Genomic DNA, 20,285 nt, shown 5'->3' with positions numbered 1-20,285 from the left:
CCTGCGAGGCAGCAGGCCTTGATGTTAAAACATGCTGTTTTTGTCAGCTATGGTGCTGATTAAAAACTGTGGGACAGCAGTGGCGCCGTAAGGCGCCTTTTTTTATTCATCTTTACACCCGCTTTAACGTTGGCAAGCCAATTGCAGTGTCAGTAATAACAACAGGAAAATCACACAAACGCGTCAATTTTCCGAACAGAAAGCCGTCCGACACCTTGGCACCGGGGATAGAGCAATGGTTGATCGTGTAGATATTAATTCCGTACTGATGCAGATGCGCCAGGTTAAAACCCAGTTGCGCAGTCAGCATGAGCAAAGCACTGCCGCGGTAACACCGCAGAGTCTGGCGGATCAGGTACGCCGTCTGCAGGCAGATGAACAGGTACAGGCGATTCAGGGGGATAACACCGTTCCTGATTTCCAGTCGATGTTCAAAAGTGCCATTGATACCGTTAATGCCAATCAGAAGGCATCGGCTGAGCTGGCCACCCGTTTTGAACAAGGGGACCCGAGCATTGATTTACCGGAAGTGATGATTGCCCTGCAAAAATCCAGTGTGTCTTTTCAGGCGATGACCCAGGTGCGTAATAAGCTGGTGGAAGCCTATAAAGACGTCATGAATATGCCAGTTTAAGTTGGGTAACAGACCATGGAAAATGCACCTGTAGCAGCAGCCGATAGCGAAGCAGCCGTTCCGGCGAGCAGCGGCGCGAATGACAGTGATAACTCCAGTGCACATCCGGTACTGGCTGGTTTTAACCGCCTGACGGTTGTACGTCAGATTGGTGTTATCGCTGGTATTGCACTGGTTATTGCGCTGGCGGTTGCGATTCTTGTGTGGTCTCGTGAGCCAACCTATAAGCCGCTTGTTCATCGTCTGCAGGATCATAATGCACAGGATATTATTGAAGTCCTGCAGCGCGAAGGCATCAGTTTTGAGATAGACCCGGGCAGTCAGATTCTGATGGTAGAAGCGTCAGATCTGCACGAAGCACGCATGAAGCTGGCCGCTGCCAGTTTAATCGACGATAAGACAGTTGGCCTTGAAGTGCTGGACAAGGACAGTACCCTGGGCACCAGTCAGTTTATCGAAAATGCACGTTACCGCCGTGGCCTGGAAGGTGAGCTGGCGCGTACGATTGCCAGTGTTAAGTCGGTGCGTAATGCACGGGTACATCTGGCGTTACCTAAGCAGTCAGTTTTTGTTCGCGATCAGCGCAAACCGCGCGCCTCTGTTTTTCTCGAATTATTTGCTGGGCGTGAATTGTCACGCGACCAGGTAGAAGCCATTGTTAACCTGGTGGCATCCAGTGTTTCCGATATGGATAAAGCGGATGTTTCTGTGGTTGATCAGTACGGCAACCTCCTTTCCCGACCTGAGGAAGAAACTCAGGAAATGCTGGCGCATAAACAGCTGGAATATACTGAAAAGGTTCAGGCCTCTATTACTCAGGCCGTGAACAATATTCTGAAGCCGGTACTGGGCAGCGATAACTATAAAGCGGAAGTATCCGCAGATGTCGACTTCACCGTGCAGGAACAGACGGAAGAGTTATTTAATCCCGATCTGATTGCGCTGCGCAGCGAACAGCTGGTAGACGAAGAAAACTCTGCTGCGACCGATGGCGGTATTCCGGGAGCGCTGTCTAACCAGCCACCGACACCCGCAACCGCGCCGGAGCAGGCCGCAGGCGGTGCGAATGGTGGTGGTAATACATCACGTCGCTCTGAGGCCACGCGCAATTACGAAGTAGATCGTACGCTGAGTTATAAGCAACAGCAGGTCGGACGTATTCGTCGCCTGACCGTTGCGGTGGTGGTTAACGATCGCGCCAGTCTGAATGCCGATGGCGATACCGTATTCAGTCCATGGGAAGAAGCTGATCTGCAACGCCTGGAACTTCTGGTCAAAGATGCGGTGGGCTTCAACGCCGCCCGTGGCGACAGTGTGAACGTGATTAACTCGCCGTTTATGGGCAAGGGCGAGCTGGAACTGGGAGATCCAGACTTCTGGACCCAGCCATGGTTCTGGGAAATCATGAAACAGATTCTTGCCGGACTATTTATCCTGGTGCTGATCTTTGGTGTCATCAGGCCTACGATAAAGAGTATTGCCAACCGTGGCCGCGACGAGACATCCGTTCTGCTGGATGAGCTGGAAGACGCAGAAGCCGGTTTGGATGACGATAAAGTGACGCTGGCCGGTATGGACGAGTTCCTGCTGCCTGGCGCTTCAGAAAGCTTTGAACGGCAGCTGGATGCACTGAAAGGTCTTATTGCCGAGGACCCGGCACGGGTTGCTCAGGTCGTTATCAGATGGGTGAACGAAGACAATGGCTGAAGATACTAATTCCGAGAATGCGCTGTCGAAACTCAATCGACTGGAGCGCGCTGCAATTCTGCTGATGAGCCTGGGCGAACAGGACGCAGCCGAGATTCTCAAGCATATGGGACCGAAGGAAGTGCAGCGGGTGGGCACCGCCATGGCGACCCTGACCAATATTAACCAGACTCAGGTTGAAGGTGTGGTCTCGGAGTTTCTGGAGGCCGTCAGCGGCCAGACTGGTATGGGCCTGGGGTCCGATGCCTATATACGGAATATGCTGACGCAGGCGCTGGGTACCGATAAGGCCGGTGCCTTGATTGACCGTATTCTGCTGGGCGGCAACACCACTGGCCTCGACTCGCTGAAGTGGATGGAGTCGCGGCAGGTTGCTGACCTGATCCGTCATGAACACCCGCAGATTCAGGCTATTGTTGTGTCCTATCTGGATGCCGACCAGTCGGCTGAAATTCTGTCGAACTTCGACGAAAAAGTGCGTCTCGACATTATTATGCGTGTGGCGGCACTGGAAGCGGTACAGCCTGCGGCACTGCACGAACTGAACGATATTCTTGAGCGTCAGTTCTCTGGCAAAGCCGGTACTCAGACGACGTCGATGGGCGGGGTCAAAGTGGCGGCGAATATCGTCAACTTCGTCGACAGCACCATGGCCTCCGATTTGCTGGAGCAGATCAAGGAAGTCGACGAGGATCTGGGTACTCAGATTCAGGATCTCATGTTTGTCTTCGACGACCTGGTCGATGTCGACGATCGGGGTATTCAGGCATTGCTGCGTGAAGTGTCTACCGATTTGCTGGTGGTTGCACTCAAAGGTGCCGACCCGACCGTACAGGAAAAGATTTTCAAGAACATGTCCAAACGGGCGGCCGAGTTGCTGCGTGACGATCTTGAAGCGAAAGGTCCGGTTAAACTCAGTGAAGTGGAAGGCTCGCAGAAAGAAATTCTTACAATTGCCCGCCGTCTGGCCGATGCCGGTGAAATCGTCCTCGGTGGCGGTGGTGAGGCGATGGTTTAATGACAGGTATCAAACAGCCACACCATTTTCATACCATTGCGGCGGATGAGACCGGGGACGTTAAACCCTGGCGCCTGCCGTTCTGGACGGAAAAGCCAGCCTGGCTGATAGAAAAAGAAGCGAAGGAAGAAGCTGAGGCAAAGGCTGAAGACGAAGCTGTTGAAGAAGCGTCTGAAGATATTGCCCTGCCAACAGCAGAAGAGCTGGAGAATATCCGCCGTGAAGCCTACAACGATGGGCTGGAGCAAGGCCTGATAGAGGGGCGTCAGCAAGGTCGTAAAGAAGGCCATGAAGAAGGCCATGAAGAAGGCTACAAAGCGGCTTTCGATCAGGGACAGCAGGAAGGTCGGAAAGAAGGTTTTAAAACCGGCGAGGAAGAAGGGCGGCGTAAAGCGCAGGCTGATATCGACGCCGTTGTCAGGCGCCTTAATCGTATCGAAGATCAGCTGCTGGCAGCCGTTGCTGAACGTGATCAGCAACTTCCGGATGTGCTGACACAAATGGTTGTGTCTGTGTGTCAGCATGTACTTGCCACGGAGCTCTCTCAGGGCGCTGTCAGTATCCACCAGTTTGTACGTCGCTCTCTCGATGAGCTGCCGTCCGGTGAGAAAAATATCCGCGTTTTCGTTTCGCCGGATGACGCACGGCATCTGCAAACCAGCCTGGAAGTCTGTGGTGATGAACTGCACTACAGTGTTGACGATAAGCTCGCAGCAGGACAGTGTCGGGTAGAAAGTGAACACTCACTGATAGAGTACTCGGCCGCCGATCATATGCAGCAGCTGCTGGAACGGGTTCAGCAACAACTACTCCATCAGGCGCATGGTTTTCCGGATGATGGCGAAAAACTCAGTACCGATTCTCTGGACTCAGAAGAGCTCTTCGCTGAGCACGCTGTGACGGAGGGCGACGTAGCAGAAGCAGTAGATTCTGCCTCAGATGAAAACCCTTTGTCAGAATCCAGTTTGCATACCGAAGTGAAAACCAACCACTCTTCCCCACAGGATTCTCAATCCCATGAGCCTGAGTGAACGCTGGGCGCCACTGACGTTTGACGACAAACACTACCAGCCGAAAGTGGCCGGTAAGCTGGTGCGCATGGTCGGACTTACGCTGGAGGCGGTAGGTCTCAATGTTCGCGTCGGTGATCGCTGCATGGTTGAACGCCATCATGCAGAAGATGTTGAAGCTGAAGTCGTTGGCTTCGATGAGCGCCGCATATTTCTGATGCCTGTCGAACAAGTCGATGGACTCCGTCCGGGAGCCCGGGTCTGGCCGTTAACAGCTAACGCCGATGTACCGGTCGGAGCACAACTGCTCGGTCGGGTTGTCGACGGTACCGGTCGTCCACTCGATACAAAAGGCCCGCTGCTGGATGTCGAGCAGGGCAGTCTGCAGGGGCGTTATATCAACCCTCTGCACCGTGCACCGATTCGTGAACCACTGGATGTGGGTATTCGCGCTATTAATTCAATGCTTACCGTTGGCCGTGGTCAGCGTATTGGTTTATTTGCCGGCTCAGGCGTGGGTAAAAGTGTGCTGCTGGGTATGATGACGCGCTTTACCAGCGCCGACATTATTGTCGTGGGTCTGATTGGTGAACGTGGTCGTGAGGTGAAGGAATTCATTGATGAAATCCTGGGTGAAGAAGGTCTTAAGCGCTCTGTTGTCGTGGCCTCACCGGCAGATGATTCTCCTTTAATGCGTCTGCGTGCCGCGCAATACACCACCGCGATTGCCGAATATTTTCGCGATCAGGGTATGAATGTACTGATGCTGATGGACTCGCTGACTCGTTATGCACAGGCACAACGGGAAATTGCACTGGCGGTTGGTGAGCCGCCGGCAACCAAAGGTTATCCGCCATCTGTTTTTAATAAATTACCTAAGCTGGTGGAGCGCACCGGTAACGGCCAGGAAGGTGGTGGTTCCATTACCGCGTTTTATACCGTGCTGAGTGAAGGTGACGATATGCAGGACCCGATTGCAGATGCCAGTCGGGCAATTCTTGATGGCCACATCGTGCTGTCACGCAAGCTGGCAGAAGAAGGCCATTATCCGGCCATTGATGTGGAGGCCTCGGTCAGCCGGGTAATGCCACAGATAGTGCCAGAAGCCTGGCTGAAAAAATCTCAGTTGTGTAAACAGCTTATGGCTCACTACCGCCAGAATCAGGATCTGATTGCCGTTGGTGCCTATCAGGCCGGCAATGATCAGATGCTGGATGTGGCGATTGAGCGTATGCCACGAATAAAAGCGATGTTGCGCCAGGGATTAACAGAAGGCTCCGATCTGGCCACCAGTAAACAGCATCTGGATGATTTATTTCCGTCTCCGCAGCAAGCCGATGGACGTAAGAAATGAAACGTCGTCACCCTCGGGCGCAAAGGCTTCAGGTCGTGTTGGAACTGACCGAGCGCGAAGAAAAAAGTGCTTTGCAGCTGTGGGGAGAGCTACAACAGAAACTGCGTCAGGAAGAGGCGCAGCGAGATCAGCTGGAACAGTACCGCGCAGAATATCAGAATAAAATATCCTTGCCGGGGCATCAGCAAATCAGCGCTGGTCATATTCATAACACACTGGGCTTCGTAGCCCAGATTGAGACGGCAATGCGCTCACAACAGGAGCAGATTAATCTGCTGCGCCAGCAAAGTGAGCAGGCACAGGCCCACTACCTTACTTTGCATGGTAAGACTAAGGCATTGACTGAACTTATCGAACGGCTTGAGCAGGAGGCTGCAACGGCTGACGATCGTCAGGCGCAAAAACAGGCTGACGAGTGGTCCAATCGGGCCGCCTTTGATCGGATTCGCAACTCTTAAGCCTTGATATCTGTGTGGTTATGTAACGCACAACGATACAAAATTCTTATAAACCCTGACAAAAACCGGGTTTCTTCCTAGCAGCTTTACAGACACCGACTAGTCTTAACAGACAAGAAACGTGAAAAGGGTCTGCTATGGCTGACATCACAACCATTGAGTGTGGCGAGCGTCTGAGCATTGAAGGCGTCGAAGCTTTGTACGGCAAAATGGAAAGTGCTTTGCAACAAGGTGCGGATATTTGTCTCGATGCTCAGCATGTGCAGTACGCAGACACGGCTGGACTGCAACTGATCGCTGCTTTTCAACAGGCCCTGAATCAGACCGGTCATTCGGCAGCCTGGTCGGACCCGAGTCCGGCACTTCTGGAAACAGCAGGTTACCTAGGTCTGACAGAAACCCTCCATTTGAATAACCCGACTAATACTATCTGATTTACAGGAGTCCAAACATGGCGAGCATTTTAGCTGTCGACGATTCTGCATCCATGCGCCAGATGGTGTCATTCACCTTGCGCGGTGCAGGGCATGATGTCCAGGAAGCCGGCGATGGTGTAGAGGCACTGAAACTGGCCAACCAGAAAAAGTTCGACCTGGTTCTTTCCGATGTGAACATGCCAAACATGAATGGCATTGAATTGGTTAAGGAATTGCGTCAACTGGCCGATTATAAGTTTGTCCCTGTGCTGATGCTGACAACAGAATCTGCTGGTGACATGAAAGCTCAGGGAAAACAGGCAGGAGCAACTGGCTGGATTGTTAAGCCATTTAATCCAGAGCAACTGCTGAGCACTATTAAACGCGTTCTGGGATAAACACCATGAGCATCGACCTTTCACAGTTCCATCAGGTTTTTTTCGAAGAAAGTTTCGAGGGACTTGATGTGATGGAGAGTCAGTTACTGGATCTGGATCCGGCCAATGTAGATGCGGAAACCGTGAATACGATTTTCCGTGCAGCCCACTCAATCAAAGGTGGTGCAGGTACTTTCGGCTTTATGCAGGTCTCTGACTTTACCCACGTTGTAGAAACCCTGCTGGATGAAATCCGCTCGGGTACTCGTTCAATGACCCGTGAATATGTCGATTTATTTCTGCAATCTGTCGATTGTCTGCGCGCTATGTTAAGTAGTCTGCAGGCTGGTGATGAACCTGATGGCGGGCGCGCAGCGTCACTAAAATCTGAGTTTGAAGCCATTCTCAATGGCGGTGAAGCGGCATCGGCAACTCAGTCTCAGGAGACTGCGCCAGCAGATGACAAGCCCGCAGGCTGGCGAGTGACCTTTATTCCGACAGAAGACCTGCTGCAAACCGGCAACGAGCCATTCCGTATGTTCCGCGAACTGCAGGAGCTGGTTGGTGACGAGCATATGCGGGTTGTTGCAGATACCAGCTATTTGCCCGAATTTACCAATCTCACACCGGAATGTTGTTACCTGCGCTGGCTGATTGAGATAACCACTGATATCGAAAAATCAGCCATCGAAAGCGTGTTCGAATGGGTGGCAGATGAGTGTGAGATATCCATAGAGCCGTTGGACAGTGTGGTCGCTGACGCACCTGCAGCGCAGGAAAACAATGCCGAAGATGGTGCTGCTGATGCTGATGAATCATCTGCCCCGGTTATTCCGGCAGCCGTAACCGCCGCCGTTGGTGCGGCGAATGCGGCAGCCAGCGCCAGCGCGCAGAAAAGCAACGCACAAAAAGCAGCAAAATCTGCCGAGCCTTCTTCTATCCGTGTGTCGATTGATAAGGTCGATAGCCTGATTAACATGGTTGGTGAGCTGGTTATCACTCAATCCATGCTGGGGCAGCTGGGCCAGGATTTTGATATGAGCCGACTGGCTCGCCTGCAGGAGGGGCTGTCTCAGCTTGAGCAGAATACCCGTGAATTGCAGGAAAGCGTCATGAAAATCCGCATGATGCCAATCAGCTTTGCTTTCAGCCGCTTCCCGCGTCTGGTACGCGATCTCGGCTCGCAGCTGGGTAAAAAAGTGAATCTGGTGATGCTTGGTGAAAGTACCGAGCTGGACAAAACCGTAATGGAAAAGATTGGTGATCCACTGGTTCACCTGGTGCGGAATTCAATGGATCACGGTCTGGAGAAAACCGCAGACAGACTGGCGTCAGGAAAGTCGGAAGAGGGAAAAATTACCCTTAATGCATACCATCAGGGCGGCAATATCGTCATTGAAGTCAGTGATGATGGTGCCGGACTGAATGAAGAAAAAATTCTGGCGAAAGCACGGCAGAAACAGCTGGTTCCCGACAGCGTCGAGTTATCTCCGGAAGAAATTCACCAGCTGATCTTTATGCCGGGTTTCTCAACAGCGGATGTTGTCAGTGATATATCCGGCCGCGGAGTCGGTATGGATGTTGTACGCCGAAACATCAATGAGCTGAATGGCACTATTGAAGTCAGATCGCAGCGTGGAAAAGGATCTACTTTTATTATTCGTCTGCCGCTCACGCTGGCGATTCTCGATGGGCAGCTGGTTCAGGTTAAGAATGAAACCTACATATTCCCACTGGTTTCGATCGTTGAGTCGATCCAGCTGCAGAAGCGCTCTTTGAATAATATCACCGGTACTCAACATGTGATGAAGCTCCGTGATGAGTACATTCCGATTATTCGGCTGGATCATATTTTCGGCCTTCGAGACGAAGACGAAGAGTTTGAAAACCCTATGCTGGTCGTTGTCGAGGGCGATACCGAGAAGGTTGGTATCGTTGTTGATGATCTGTTAGGTCAGCAACAGGTTGTTATCAAAAGCCTTGAACAGAATTATCAGAAAGTACCTGGTATTTCCGGTGCCACCATTCTTGGTGACGGTACCGTTGCATTGATTATCGATATCTCTGGTGTTGGCAACAATATCGAAAGTCACCCCCATTCACCAAGACCAGAGCAGGCAGCGTAGGACAAGACTATGAGTGCAGTGGCTGAAACAGTTAACGAAGCTGGTAGCGTTCATGAACAGCAGTATCTGACCTTCATGATGGCTGATGAAGAATACGGCGTGGATATCCTCGCTGTACAGGAGATCCGAGGCTGGGAAGAATCGACCATGATTCCGAATGCACCGGAATATATCCGCGGTGTGATTAATCTGCGAGGGACCATTGTTCCTATTATGGATTTGCGGATGCGTTTTGGTCTGCAACAGGTCAGCTATAGCCCGGTGACCGTAGTTATTATTCTGAAGGTTGAGAGTAGTCACGGTGAACGCGTAATGGGAATCGTGGTAGACGCAGTATCTGATGTTTACACCATATCAGACCAATCTACCCGTAAGCCTCCCGAGCTGACCGAAGACAGAAACTCAGCCTTTATTAAAGGTCTGGTTAATGTGAACGATAAAATGGTCATCCTCCTGGATGTTAACGAATTACTGAAAATCCCGGCCAGCAGTCATGTGCCGGGCCTGGCAAATAATTAAACCGGGTCAGTGTAATCCGGATTAAAGAGACGGAAAGGGAATCTTTATGAGCATGTTAAAGAATCTTTTTAATGCCGGCCCTTCTCAGCATGAGACAGAGCTGGACGCAATGTTTAAGGCATTGGACAAGAGCATGGCACGTATCGAATTTGCCATGGATGGTACCATTCTGGATGCCAATGAAAATTTCCTTTCTGTCGTAGGTTACAAGCTGGATGAGGTGCGTGGTAAGCACCATAGCCTGTTCGTTGATCCGTCGGAGCGTGAGAGTGAATCTTATGCTGATTTCTGGCGTAGCCTAAATCACGGACGTCATCAGCAGGCAGAATTTCGCCGCATTGGCAATGGCGGGCGTGAAATCTGGATTCAGGCAACCTACAATCCGGTTGTCAATGAAATGGGGGTGCCATTTAAAGTCGTTAAATTTGCGACCGACATTACCGAAAGGGTAATGCAGGACCGCCAGAACCAGTTTAATGCGGATGCCGCCAGCGCACTTGGCTTGTGCCAGGCCAATGTCATGCTGGCCGACAACGATATGAATATTCTGTATGCGAACGAAAGTTTGATGGAGATGTTGTCTGCACGTGAGGAAGAAATTAAGTCCGTACTACCTCAATTCAGTATCGAAAAAATTGTCGGCACTAACGTTGATGTTTTCCATAAGAAGCCTGAACACCAGCGCCGTATGATTGCGGAGCTGAAAGACCCGTATAAAACCAAACTGAAAGTCTCTGACTTGACCTTCAGTCTGACGGCTACCCCGTGGATGGGTGCAGATGGCCGTCGTTTAGGAACGGTTGTTGAGTGGGTGGATATAACGGAAGAGCTTGCTAATCAGGAGCGTGAACGTGAAATGGCCAACGCCAATGCCCGTGTTAAACAGGCACTGGATGTGGTCGCGACCAATGCCATGATCGCCGACAACGATCTGAACATTGTTTATCTGAATGACTCTGTGAAGGCGATGCTGAAAACCGCCGAATCTGACCTCCGTAAGGAATTGCCGAACTTTGATGCGGGCAGCCTGATGGGACGCAATATTGATGTGTTCCATAAGAATCCTGCACACCAGCGTTCTATGCTGGCAGCCCTGAAGGATACCTATAAAACGCAGATTGTTGTCGGCGGCCGCACCTTCGCACTGACTGCCAACCCTATCTTTAATGATTCTGAAGAACGTATCGGCACTATTGTTGAGTGGATGGATCGTACTCAGGAAGTTTCTGCTGAACGCGAAATTGACATGATCGTTGAAGCAGCCGCCTCCGGTGATTTGTCTCGCCGGATCGATCTGCGTGGTAAGGATGGCTTCTTCAAGAACCTGGGTGAAGGTCTGAACCGCCTGCTGACGATTTCAGACAGTGTTATCAGTGATACGGTACGCGTCTTCGATGCGCTGGCGCACGGTAACCTGACCCGTAAGATTGACGAAGATTATCAGGGTGCGTTCGATAAACTGAAACAGGATGCCAACGCCACCGTCGATCGTCTGACTGATATCATCACACGCATCCGCGAAGCAGCCTCCACGGTATCTACCGGTGCCAGTGAGATCGCGCAAGGCAACGCAGACCTTAGTAAGCGTACCGAGTCGCAGGCATCCAGTCTGGAAGAGACCGCTTCCAGTATGGAAGAAATGACCAGTGCGGTGAAACAGACCAGTGAAAATGCAGTGCATGCGAATGAGTTGGCTGATTCTGCTAAACAACGGGCCCAGTCCGGTGGCCAGGTGGTTAGCAAAGCAGTCGTGGCTATGGATGAGATCAACCAGGCCAGTAAGAAAATTGCCGATATCATTGGTGTTATTGATGAAATCGCCTTCCAGACCAATCTGCTGGCACTGAATGCCGCGGTGGAGGCAGCCCGGGCGGGTGAACAGGGGCGCGGCTTTGCGGTGGTAGCCGGAGAGGTTCGCAATCTGGCGCAACGTTCTGCGGGTGCCGCTCGTGAGATTAAGGATCTTATTCGCGACAGCGTCGAAAAAGTCGATGCGGGTACCTCACTGGTGAATGAATCAGGTAAAACCCTCGATGAAATCATTCAGGCGGTTGAGCGCGTATCTTCCATGATTCAGGAAATCAGCACAGCCGCACGTGAGCAGTCCTCCGGTATTGAGCAAGTGAATACAGCGGTTGCTCAGATGGACGAAATGACGCAGCAGAATGCTGCATTGGTTGAAGAAGCAACGGCCGCAGGCGAAGCAATGGCAGAGCAATCGCAGTCGATGATGCAGATGATGGAGTTCTTTACCATCGATGGTTCACACCGTCCTTCGACTCCGGCGGTGTCGGCGCCAGTTGCGCCACCGGCAGCAGCACCAAGAGCGTCGGCACCTGCTTCGAATACGGGGATGTCCGTTAGCTCGGACGATGATGACTGGGCAGAATTCTGATAACGGAGGCTCAGCGTATCGATATGGTGGTGTCGGAACAGGAAGAACGTGAATTCGCCATGACCGAAGACGATTTTCGTCAGATCTCCCGCATGGCGGGAGAGCTGACCGGAATCGTCCTGGCCGATCATAAACGTAATATGGTGTATAGCCGTATTGCCCGACGGGTACGGACTCTGGGAATGTCGACGTTCCGGGAGTATCTGGATTACCTGGAAAAACATCTTGATGATGAAGCAACAGACTTCATTAACTCGTTAACGACCAACCTGACGTCGTTTTTTCGGGAAAATCATCACTTTGAATATCTGCGGGAAACCCTGCTGCCACAGTTACGTTTTACCCGTAAGGATACCAAGCGAATCCGAATCTGGTCGGCAGGCTCTTCGACCGGGATGGAAGCGTATTCCATCGCGATGGTAATTCGTCAGGTTGGTTTTCCCTCGGACTGGGATGTAAAGATTCTGGCAACAGATCTCGATTCTGAGGTGCTGGAAACCGGGCGTAAAGGTGTCTACCCGATGTCTTCCGCAGAGGGCATCGACCCAGCGCTACTGAAGCGTTTTTTTATGCTGAGCAAAGATGAACGTTCGGTTCAGGTAAAAGATGAACTGCGTAATCTTGTGCATTTCAAACGACTGAATCTGCTCGAAAGCTGGCCCATATCAGGCATGTTCGACATCATTTTCTGTCGCAATGTCGTCATCTATTTTAATAAGGATACCCAGCGTATTCTGTTTGATCGCTTCGCTGATCATTTGCCGGATGATGGACACCTGATGATAGGTCACTCCGAAAACCTGTCGGGTATCACGACGCGTTTTCAGAATCTGGGGCAGACAATCTACAGGAAGGTGTAATGAGTATTCACGATTCACCGCGTCCTGTTCAACCACCGGTCAGTGCCGGTTTTGAACATGTTAATCGCTACTGGGACAATGTTCATAAAGTCTGGGCAGCTAAGATTCTGCCTGGAGAATTTTACGTATCCACTCACGGTGAGATGATTGTGACCGTGCTGGGGTCGTGTATTTCGGCCTGTATTCGTGACAAGGTGCGCGGAATAGGTGGGATGAATCACTTTATGCTTCCCGAACAGGGTGAGCATTCGTCTGATGTCTGGGGTTCGAACCCAACCACGCATGCGTCACGTTACGGTAACTGGGCGATGGAATACCTGATCAACGAAATTATTAAACGTGGTGGAAAACGCGAAAATCTGGAAGTGAAACTGTTTGGTGGTGGCCAGATGATTGCCTCCATGAGTGATATTGGCCAGCGCAATATTCTGTTTGCATACAGCTACCTGCAAAACGAAGGTTTGTCGGTAGCGGCCTCGGACCTGGGGGATGTGTTTGCCCGTAAGGTGCTCTATTTTCCGGACACAGGATCCGCTAAGGTCAGACGTATACGTCAGCTGCAGAATGACACCATTATTGAACGCGAAACCGAGTACCGAAAACAGGTTTCCAAACCAGCTGTTACTGATGCAGGTAGTATCGACCTGTTCTGAGTCAGTGTTGGTAGAAAGGATGATATGGGTAACAAAATACGTCTATTGATCGTCGATGACTCGATTCTGATTCGAAAAATGCTCAGTGAAGTATTTGCCGAGTCGGATGATATTGAGGTCGTTGGAATGGCGGCAGACCCTTTTATCGCCCGCGAAAAGATCAAGCAGCTGTCCCCCGATGTGCTGACACTTGATGTTGAAATGCCAAAGATGAATGGTCTGCAGTTCCTCAGTAATCTCATGCGGCTGCGTCCGATGCCTGTGGTCATGGTATCGACCCTGACGGAATCCGGTGCACCTGCAACCCTGGATGCGCTGGAGATGGGGGCTGTTGACTACATCGCCAAGCCCAAAGCCGAAAGTGAAGAGCAGTTCCGTAAATTTGCCGAGCAGCTGCGCGATAAAGTGCGTATGGCTGCCGGTGCTCGTGTGCAGCCACTGGCCGGGGTCAGAAAACCCAGGGTCGGGGCTGTTCCACCGCCATCTGCTAACACCAGATATAAACGGATAGTCGCAGTAGGCTCCTCTACCGGAGGTACAGAAGCCATTCGCGAAATGCTGCTGGGTGTACCGGCCGTGTGCCCTCCGATTGTTATTACACAGCATATCCCACCGGTGTTCAGTGCCTCGTTCGCTATGCGTCTGAACAGCAACCTGCCGATGGAGGTTCTGGAGGCGGCGGAAGGGCTGGAAGTCAGGACCGGGCGTGTGATCATTGCCCACGGGGACTATCACTTACGTTTCCGTCGCGATGGTAACAGCGTTTACTGTGTGCTGGATGATGCAGAAAAAGTGAATCGTCACCGCCCTTCAGTTGAGGTGATGTTTGATTCGCTGGGCGAGTTGATGCCCGCTGACAAGGTCGTGGCAGTGATGCTGACTGGAATGGGGGCAGATGGCGCAGCAGCTATGAAAAGGCTGCACGATAAGGGTGTTAAGACCTTTGCGCAGGATGAAAGCAGCTCGGTTGTCTGGGGGATGCCTCGCGCCGCCTACGAACTGGGTGCCGTTGATGAGGTGTTGCCGCTGGCCAGTATTGCCGATTCAATGGTTGATGCTGCTCGCTGATAAAATGACAAGTTCTGAGTTTGTGCTAAACCTATAGATAGCTTTTTGAATAACAGTACTGACTGGGTGCTGTGACTTAAATCTGTTGGAGATTAACCGATGACAGTACAAGCTTCTCTCGCAGGGAATGGGCGGGAACTGACCATTAAAGTAGATGGTCGCTTTGATTTCAGTGCGCATCAGGAGTTTCGTGAAGCCTACGAGAACGTGGCTTCCGATGTGAACAGTTTCGTCGTAGACCTTGGTGGCACCTCCTACCTAGACAGCTCGGCACTCGGTATGTTGCTGCTACTGCGTGACCATGCCGGTGGCGATAATGCTGATGTACAGATTGTGAACTGTAATCAGGATGTCAGAAAAATTCTGACCATCTCGAATTTCGAGCAGCTGTTTAAGATTCAGTAAGCAGCATCACCATGGATGGTATTAAAGTACTGATTGCGGATGATAACCAGATCGACCGGATGGTTCTTTCCCGTATTGTTCGTAATCAGGGATATGACGTCTTTGAAGCTGAAAATGGCGCTCTGGCTGTTACCGCTTACGAGGAGTTCCGGCCCGATATCGTTCTGATGGACGTTATGATGCCGGTTATGGACGGCCGTGAGGCCGCCCGTCGTATTAAAGCGGATGCCGGGGAAGAGTTTGTACCGGTTATCTTTCTGACGTCACTTACCGATGCCCAGAGCCTTGCCGATTGCCTGGATTCTGGTGGCGACGACTTCCTTAGCAAGCCCTACAACCCAATCATTCTGAAAGCCAAGATCAGTTCGTTTTACCGTATGCGTGAAATGCACCGCATGCTGCAGGCTCAGCGCGACACCATTGCTATTCACAATGAACACCTGCTGCATGAACAGCACGTTGCCAAGGCTGTGTTCGACAACGTTGCTCATGCCGGCTGCCTGTCCGCACCGAATATACGTTTTATGTTATCCCCGCTGGCAGTATTTAACGGCGATGTGTTGCTGGCAGCCCGTAACCCCGCCGGCGGCATGTACGTATTGCTGGGAGACTTTACCGGCCATGGCCTGCCGGCTGCGATCGGAGCCATGCCTCTGGCGGAAATCTTCTACGGCATGACGGCAAAAGGCTTTGCCCTGTCTGACATCCTGCGAGAGATCAACCTCAAACTGAAAGGCATTTTGCCGGTTGGTTTTTTCTGTTGTGCCGTTGTTGCTGAGCTTAACTTTGATCGCAAAATAATGAATGTCTGGATGGGCGGGGTTCCGGATTGTTATCTGTTACGTGCTACCAGTGGTGAGGTGGAAACACTTTCGTCACGCAATCTGCCGCTTGGGGTTCTCAGCAATGAGAAGTTCAAGGACGAGATGGTTGAGTATCAGGTCGACGCCGGTGATCGTCTGTTTGTCTGGTCCGATGGTATTCAGGAAGCCCGCAATCCGCATGGAGAAATGTTCGGTGAAGAGCGTCTGCGCGATGTCTTCGTGACGACCCAGAATCCGGAAGATGTGTTTGATGCAATTCAGATGGCGTTGAATGACTTTCTAGAAGGCAGTGGCAACGATGATGATACAACGCTGCTGGAACTCAAAATGGTTGAAGAAAGCGAGTTGGAAGAAGTCGAACTGAAACTCGCCTCCGGTCCGGTTTCCGGCCCGATTGACTGGGAAATGCACTATGAACTGGGTATCTCGTCGCTGAAGAACTTCAATCCGATGCCGTTGATGATTCATGTGATGATGGAAGTCCCTGGCTTGCGTGCCATGGGGGGCCAACTCTATACCGTGATGGCAGAGTTGTTCTCCAATGCCTTTGAGCATGGCGTGCTTGGACTCAGTTCATCACTGAAAGCCACACCTCAGGGTTTTATGGAATATTATCGCCAGCGGGAAGAGCGTCTGGACGGTTTGGTTGACGGGTTTGTGCGCATCCACATGCAACACCGTGGTGATGGGCGCAGCGGAGAGTTGATTCTGCGCATTGAAGACAGCGGCCCGGGTTTCGACTATCAGGAGGTTCTGGAGCGCAAGCGCCGTGGGGAGGGTAATGAATACTCTGGTCGCGGCCTGCGTCTGATTGAGGAAATATGCGACTCGCTTCAGTACATCGGCATAGGCAATCAGGTTGAGGCAGTGATACGATGGCCGCGGATGACAGAAGGGAGAGATTAACGTGCTCGCAGATCATTTTGATGTCGATTCTATGGACATGCTCAGGGAAGTGATGGAGGAGGAGTTCTCAGACCTTCTCACTGTATATATTGATGACTCCGCACAGCGGTTACCGAAACTGCGTTCAGCATTACAGGCGGGAGCATCAGAAGAGCTGAGAGAGCTGGCTCACAGCTTCAAGGGAGCCAGTGGAAATATAAGTGCTTATGCTCTGGCTGCACTGTGTTTCGAAATGGAAAAAGCCGCAAAAGCCGATGAGTTGGATGGCCTTGATGTATTACTTGGCCGCATCGAGCAGGAATTTAATGTCGTTCAGTCTCTTCTGCGTGAAATGATCTGAGCGGTAAGCGGGGCGTAAGCCCCGGTTTGTTTTTCACACCTCCCCCTTCTGGTACACGTACCGCCGCAATATTCTGAACTTGGCCCGCCATTTGCGTTATCCCTTGTGAACCATTCTGTCTGGGACACTTTACGGAGTAGCGGATGAACGCGACAGGATCCAATACAACTCCCTTAGGCTTGCTGGCAATGCAGGGTCAGAACCCGGATTCCGGGCTTTCTGCGCTGATGATGCCGGGAGAAAGCGACGCGGAGTTTTCTGCTGTTATGGCTGAACTGATGTCTCCGGTATCAACGACACCGGAGTCTGCAGGGGGGCTTTCACTTCTACAAACCTTGCCGCCCGGTGACGAAGGCTTGCCGCAGGGCCCACTACTGCCACAGCTGATGGTGGCCGATGGCGAGATACCGTTACCGGCCAAATCGCCTGCTGTTGACGACTTGCTTGGACGCATTGAACAGGCTCAATCACCGCTGGCGATTCGCACGATACAAGCAACCGATGAAACGGCCGCTGTTGATGCTGCCTCTGACGAAGAGTCTGTAGCTGGGCTGGCCGACGGCGAGAGAGACGATGATGCTCAGGCTGTTATGTATTCGCCACTGGCAGTGGCCGCTACGCCAGCCTCTGCGAATTCTGCATCGACAGCTGCTGACAAGCCTCTGAGCAGTCAGACAGGGCTACGGCAGAAAACGCTGGGTGATCCGCGTGTCGCGCCTGACTCTCGTGTGCATACTGAGCCTGCGGAAGGCGCAGATTCCGAGCTGGTGGATGGGCTGGCCGCTGACGAGCCGGGCAGTGATTTCTACTTGCCGGAAGAGCAGCGTCGTATGACCCCTGCAGTGGCAGCGCAGACTACTGCAAACGTGGCGCAGCAGGCGGCACCAACGGCAACACCGCAGACACCTTTGGCGGCAGCGATTGCAGCACATTCTGAGCAACTGGACGCTTCGTCTGCCAGTGCAGAAGAGTTGAGTGCAGAGGCAGTTGCTGAGGCCGAAATGACTCAGGCTGAGCAAATTCATCTGCGACGAGAACGGCTGGAGTTTGGCCAGGATCGGCGTGAATGGGGTGGTGCTCTGGGAGCCAGAATTCTGACCATGGTGGCCGAAGACGTGCAGGAAGCCCGTATTCAGCTGGATCCACCGGAACTGGGCAGCCTTGAAGTCAAAGTACGGGTAAGCCAGGAACAGGCGACCATTCAGGTTCACGCACAGAACCCTCAGGTTCGTGAAGTGCTGGAAGCCAGTGCGCACCGCTTGCGTGATGCGTTATCCGGCCAGGGTCTGACACTTCATGGCTTCGATGTCAGTGATCAGAGTAGCTCCTCTGGCAGCGGCTTCGCCGGACAGGGGAAGGGAGACGGCCAGGGTCATGCTGATGGCTGGCCATCAGCCGAGACTGATGACGAGATGATGGCTGAGCGTCCTGCTGCGATCAGCAGTCATTCGCTGCTCGATACCTTCGCCTGATAATGTCGTCGGCCGCAGCCTGTTCAGGTGCGGCCGATTTTTCACCGGGCTAAATCTGCCGTAAATCCGGCGCTCCGTTCAGAACCTTCTAAACTCAGGTAAGCGTATGTCCGAAAAACCGCTAATTTTGCTGGTTTTTTGACGGAAATACGTGGCATGGCTATTGCTAAATTGACATTAAATACGGGAGAGCGACCAATATGGCAGCCGAACAAGATCTGAAACTCGATAATGGTGGCGGCGCTGCTGAAGAAGCACCGAAGAGTAAAAAGAAACTCATCATTATTATCATCATTGCTGTTCTGGTTCTGGTTCTGGCAGGTGCAGGGATTGGTGCGGCGCTGTTTTTTATGGGCGGTGATGAGGAAGCAGGAGCTGAAGGTGATGAAGCGGCTGTTGAAGAAGTCGTGGAGGAGCCCGCTATTCCAGCTCAGTATGTGGTGCTGAAACCCGAGTTCGTTGTCAGCTTTCAGGTTGGGCCACGTCAGCGTTTTTTACAGCTGAACATTGAAGTGATGACTCGTAAGCAGGCGGTAGTGGATGCACTGAACCTGCATGAACCCATGGTTCGCAACGATATCATCCGCATTATTGGTGAGCAGAACTTTGACTACCTGCGTACAGCAGAAGGTCGGGTGGCGCTTCAGGAGCAGCTGCTGAAACACATTGCGCAGCTGGTTCAACGGGAAGCCGGTACAGATGGCGTAGAAGCTGTTCTGTTTACCGACTTTGTTATGCAGTAAGGAAAAGTCGCGTGCAGGATTTACTCTCGCAGGACGAAATTGATGCGCTGCTTCACGGTGTCGATGATGGTGATATCGAACCGGAAGAGGACATTGATGCAACCGGGGTTAAGGCTTACGACCTGACCAGTAACGACCGTATCGTTCGCGGTCGTATGCCGACTCTGGAAATGATCAATGAGCGTTTCGCGCGCTACACCCGCATCAGCATGTTCAATTTTCTGCGCCGCAGTGCCGATGTCGCGTCGGGCGGTGTGCAGATTATGAAATTTGGTGAGTACGTACATACCCTGTACGTGCCGACCAGTCTTAATCTGGTGAAGATGCGTCCGCTGCGAGGTACAGCGCTGTTTATTCTCGATGCCAAGCTGGTGTTCAAGCTGGTGGATAACTTCTTTGGTGGCGATGGTCGGCACGCCAAGATCGAAGGGCGGGAATTTACACCAACCGAAGTACGCGTGGTGCAGCTGGTACTGAGTCAGGTTTTCGGCGACATGATCGAAGCCTGGGCTCCGGTGATGAAACTCGACTTTGAATATGTGGGGTCGGAAGTAAACCCGGCGATGGCCAACATCGTCAGCCCCAGTGAAGTCGTGGTAGTCAGCACCTTCCACATCGAACTGGATGGTGGTGGTGGTGATCTGCACCTGACTTTCCCGTACTCAATGATTGAGCCGATTCGCGAAGTGCTGGATGCCGGGGTACAGAGTGATGTTGATGACGTCGATGAGCGCTGGTTGCAATCATTGCGGGAAGACATTCTTGAAGCTCGTGTCCCCATTCACGGTACCTTGCTGGAACGACAGATAACCCTCAGGGAAGTGGCGGAGCTGAAAGCTGGTGACGTTATCCCGGTTGATATGCCCGAAGAATTTATTCTGCAGGCGAATGGAGTACCGGTATTCCGCGGAAAAATGGGTATTTCCAATGAAAATCTGGCGGTGAAAATCATCGATCAGATACATAAGAAACGCCGCTGAAATAAAGCGATCAGGAGAGA

At 52.0% G+C, this 20,285-nt stretch carries 20 protein-coding genes; all 20 read left to right on the top strand.

Annotation, left to right across the window (positions count from 1 at the left end; genetic code table 11):
- Positions 1 to 235 precede the first annotated feature (235 nt).
- Entirely contained in the window at positions 236 to 634 is a 399-nt protein-coding gene (gene fliE, locus I9W95_RS04365; protein WP_225672223.1) for a flagellar hook-basal body complex protein FliE, read from the top strand.
- Positions 635 to 649: 15 nt separating this feature from the next.
- On the top strand, positions 650 to 2,341 hold the full coding sequence (gene fliF, locus I9W95_RS04360; RefSeq protein ID WP_225672221.1) for a flagellar basal-body MS-ring/collar protein FliF: 1,692 nt from the start codon (positions 650 to 652) through the stop codon (positions 2,339 to 2,341).
- Positions 2,334 to 3,359: a flagellar motor switch protein FliG gene (fliG, locus tag I9W95_RS04355; RefSeq protein ID WP_225672219.1), complete on the top strand. Its 1,026-nt coding sequence runs from the start codon at positions 2,334 to 2,336 to the stop codon at positions 3,357 to 3,359. The genes fliF and fliG overlap by 8 nt, the downstream gene beginning before the upstream one ends.
- Positions 3,359 to 4,390: a FliH/SctL family protein gene (locus I9W95_RS04350; RefSeq protein ID WP_225672217.1), complete on the top strand. Its 1,032-nt coding sequence runs from the start codon at positions 3,359 to 3,361 to the stop codon at positions 4,388 to 4,390. Before fliG ends, I9W95_RS04350 begins: the two co-directional genes overlap by 1 nt.
- Complete coding sequence (gene fliI / locus I9W95_RS04345) at positions 4,377 to 5,723, top strand: flagellar protein export ATPase FliI (protein WP_225672215.1); 1,347 nt, start codon at positions 4,377 to 4,379, stop codon at positions 5,721 to 5,723. Before I9W95_RS04350 ends, fliI begins: the two co-directional genes overlap by 14 nt.
- The gene (gene fliJ, locus I9W95_RS04340) at positions 5,720 to 6,181 is read left to right on the top strand and encodes a flagellar export protein FliJ (protein WP_225672213.1); all 462 of its coding nucleotides are present in this window, start codon (positions 5,720 to 5,722) and stop codon (positions 6,179 to 6,181) included. Before fliI ends, fliJ begins: the two co-directional genes overlap by 4 nt.
- A gap of 137 nt (positions 6,182 to 6,318) precedes the next feature.
- Positions 6,319 to 6,615, top strand: a complete 297-nt coding sequence (locus tag I9W95_RS04335) for an STAS domain-containing protein (protein ID WP_225672211.1) — start codon at positions 6,319 to 6,321, stop codon at positions 6,613 to 6,615.
- 17 nt (positions 6,616 to 6,632) lie between these two features.
- The gene (locus I9W95_RS04330; protein WP_225672209.1) at positions 6,633 to 6,995 is read left to right on the top strand and encodes a response regulator; all 363 of its coding nucleotides are present in this window, start codon (positions 6,633 to 6,635) and stop codon (positions 6,993 to 6,995) included.
- A 5-nt stretch (positions 6,996 to 7,000) separates the two neighbouring features.
- Positions 7,001 to 9,100 (top strand): chemotaxis protein CheA, encoded by a 2,100-nt coding sequence (locus I9W95_RS04325; RefSeq protein ID WP_225672207.1) that lies wholly within the window; start codon positions 7,001 to 7,003, stop codon positions 9,098 to 9,100.
- Positions 9,101 to 9,109: 9 nt separating this feature from the next.
- Positions 9,110 to 9,619, top strand: coding sequence for a chemotaxis protein CheW (locus I9W95_RS04320; RefSeq protein ID WP_225672205.1), 510 nt, complete (start codon positions 9,110 to 9,112; stop codon positions 9,617 to 9,619).
- A 46-nt stretch (positions 9,620 to 9,665) separates the two neighbouring features.
- Complete coding sequence (locus tag I9W95_RS18475) at positions 9,666 to 12,014, top strand: methyl-accepting chemotaxis protein (RefSeq protein WP_318653593.1); 2,349 nt, start codon at positions 9,666 to 9,668, stop codon at positions 12,012 to 12,014.
- A gap of 23 nt (positions 12,015 to 12,037) precedes the next feature.
- A complete protein-coding gene (locus I9W95_RS04305; RefSeq protein ID WP_225672203.1) occupies positions 12,038 to 12,874 on the top strand; it encodes a CheR family methyltransferase in 837 nt (278 codons plus the stop codon).
- Positions 12,874 to 13,527 carry a chemoreceptor glutamine deamidase CheD gene (gene cheD, locus I9W95_RS04300; RefSeq protein WP_225672201.1) on the top strand — a complete coding sequence of 218 codons (654 nt, stop codon included), beginning with the start codon at positions 12,874 to 12,876 and terminating at the stop codon, positions 13,525 to 13,527. Before I9W95_RS04305 ends, cheD begins: the two co-directional genes overlap by 1 nt.
- Positions 13,528 to 13,551: 24 nt before the next feature.
- Complete coding sequence (locus tag I9W95_RS04295; RefSeq protein WP_225672199.1) at positions 13,552 to 14,595, top strand: protein-glutamate methylesterase/protein-glutamine glutaminase; 1,044 nt, start codon at positions 13,552 to 13,554, stop codon at positions 14,593 to 14,595.
- Between the two features lie 99 nt (positions 14,596 to 14,694).
- Entirely contained in the window at positions 14,695 to 15,000 is a 306-nt protein-coding gene (locus I9W95_RS04290) for an STAS domain-containing protein (RefSeq protein WP_225672197.1), read from the top strand.
- A gap of 11 nt (positions 15,001 to 15,011) precedes the next feature.
- Complete coding sequence (locus I9W95_RS04285; protein ID WP_225672195.1) at positions 15,012 to 16,730, top strand: ATP-binding SpoIIE family protein phosphatase; 1,719 nt, start codon at positions 15,012 to 15,014, stop codon at positions 16,728 to 16,730.
- 1 nt (position 16,731) lies between these two features.
- Positions 16,732 to 17,070, top strand: a complete 339-nt coding sequence (locus I9W95_RS04280) for an Hpt domain-containing protein (protein WP_225672193.1) — start codon at positions 16,732 to 16,734, stop codon at positions 17,068 to 17,070.
- Positions 17,071 to 17,213: 143 nt separating this feature from the next.
- Positions 17,214 to 18,542, top strand: a complete 1,329-nt coding sequence (locus tag I9W95_RS04275) for a flagellar hook-length control protein FliK (protein WP_225672191.1) — start codon at positions 17,214 to 17,216, stop codon at positions 18,540 to 18,542.
- 200 nt (positions 18,543 to 18,742) lie between these two features.
- Entirely contained in the window at positions 18,743 to 19,285 is a 543-nt protein-coding gene (locus tag I9W95_RS04270; RefSeq protein ID WP_225672189.1) for a flagellar basal body-associated FliL family protein, read from the top strand.
- A gap of 11 nt (positions 19,286 to 19,296) precedes the next feature.
- Positions 19,297 to 20,265 carry a flagellar motor switch protein FliM gene (gene fliM / locus I9W95_RS04265; protein WP_225672187.1) on the top strand — a complete coding sequence of 323 codons (969 nt, stop codon included), beginning with the start codon at positions 19,297 to 19,299 and terminating at the stop codon, positions 20,263 to 20,265.
- Positions 20,266 to 20,285 lie beyond the last annotated feature (20 nt).

Source organism: Thalassolituus marinus (assembly GCF_020320395.1).
Classification (GTDB): Bacteria; Pseudomonadota; Gammaproteobacteria; order Pseudomonadales; family Oceanobacteraceae; genus Venatoribacter; species Venatoribacter marinus.
The sequence above is the reverse complement of the archived record's forward strand: the minus strand, read 5'-3'. Positions and strand labels throughout refer to the sequence as shown.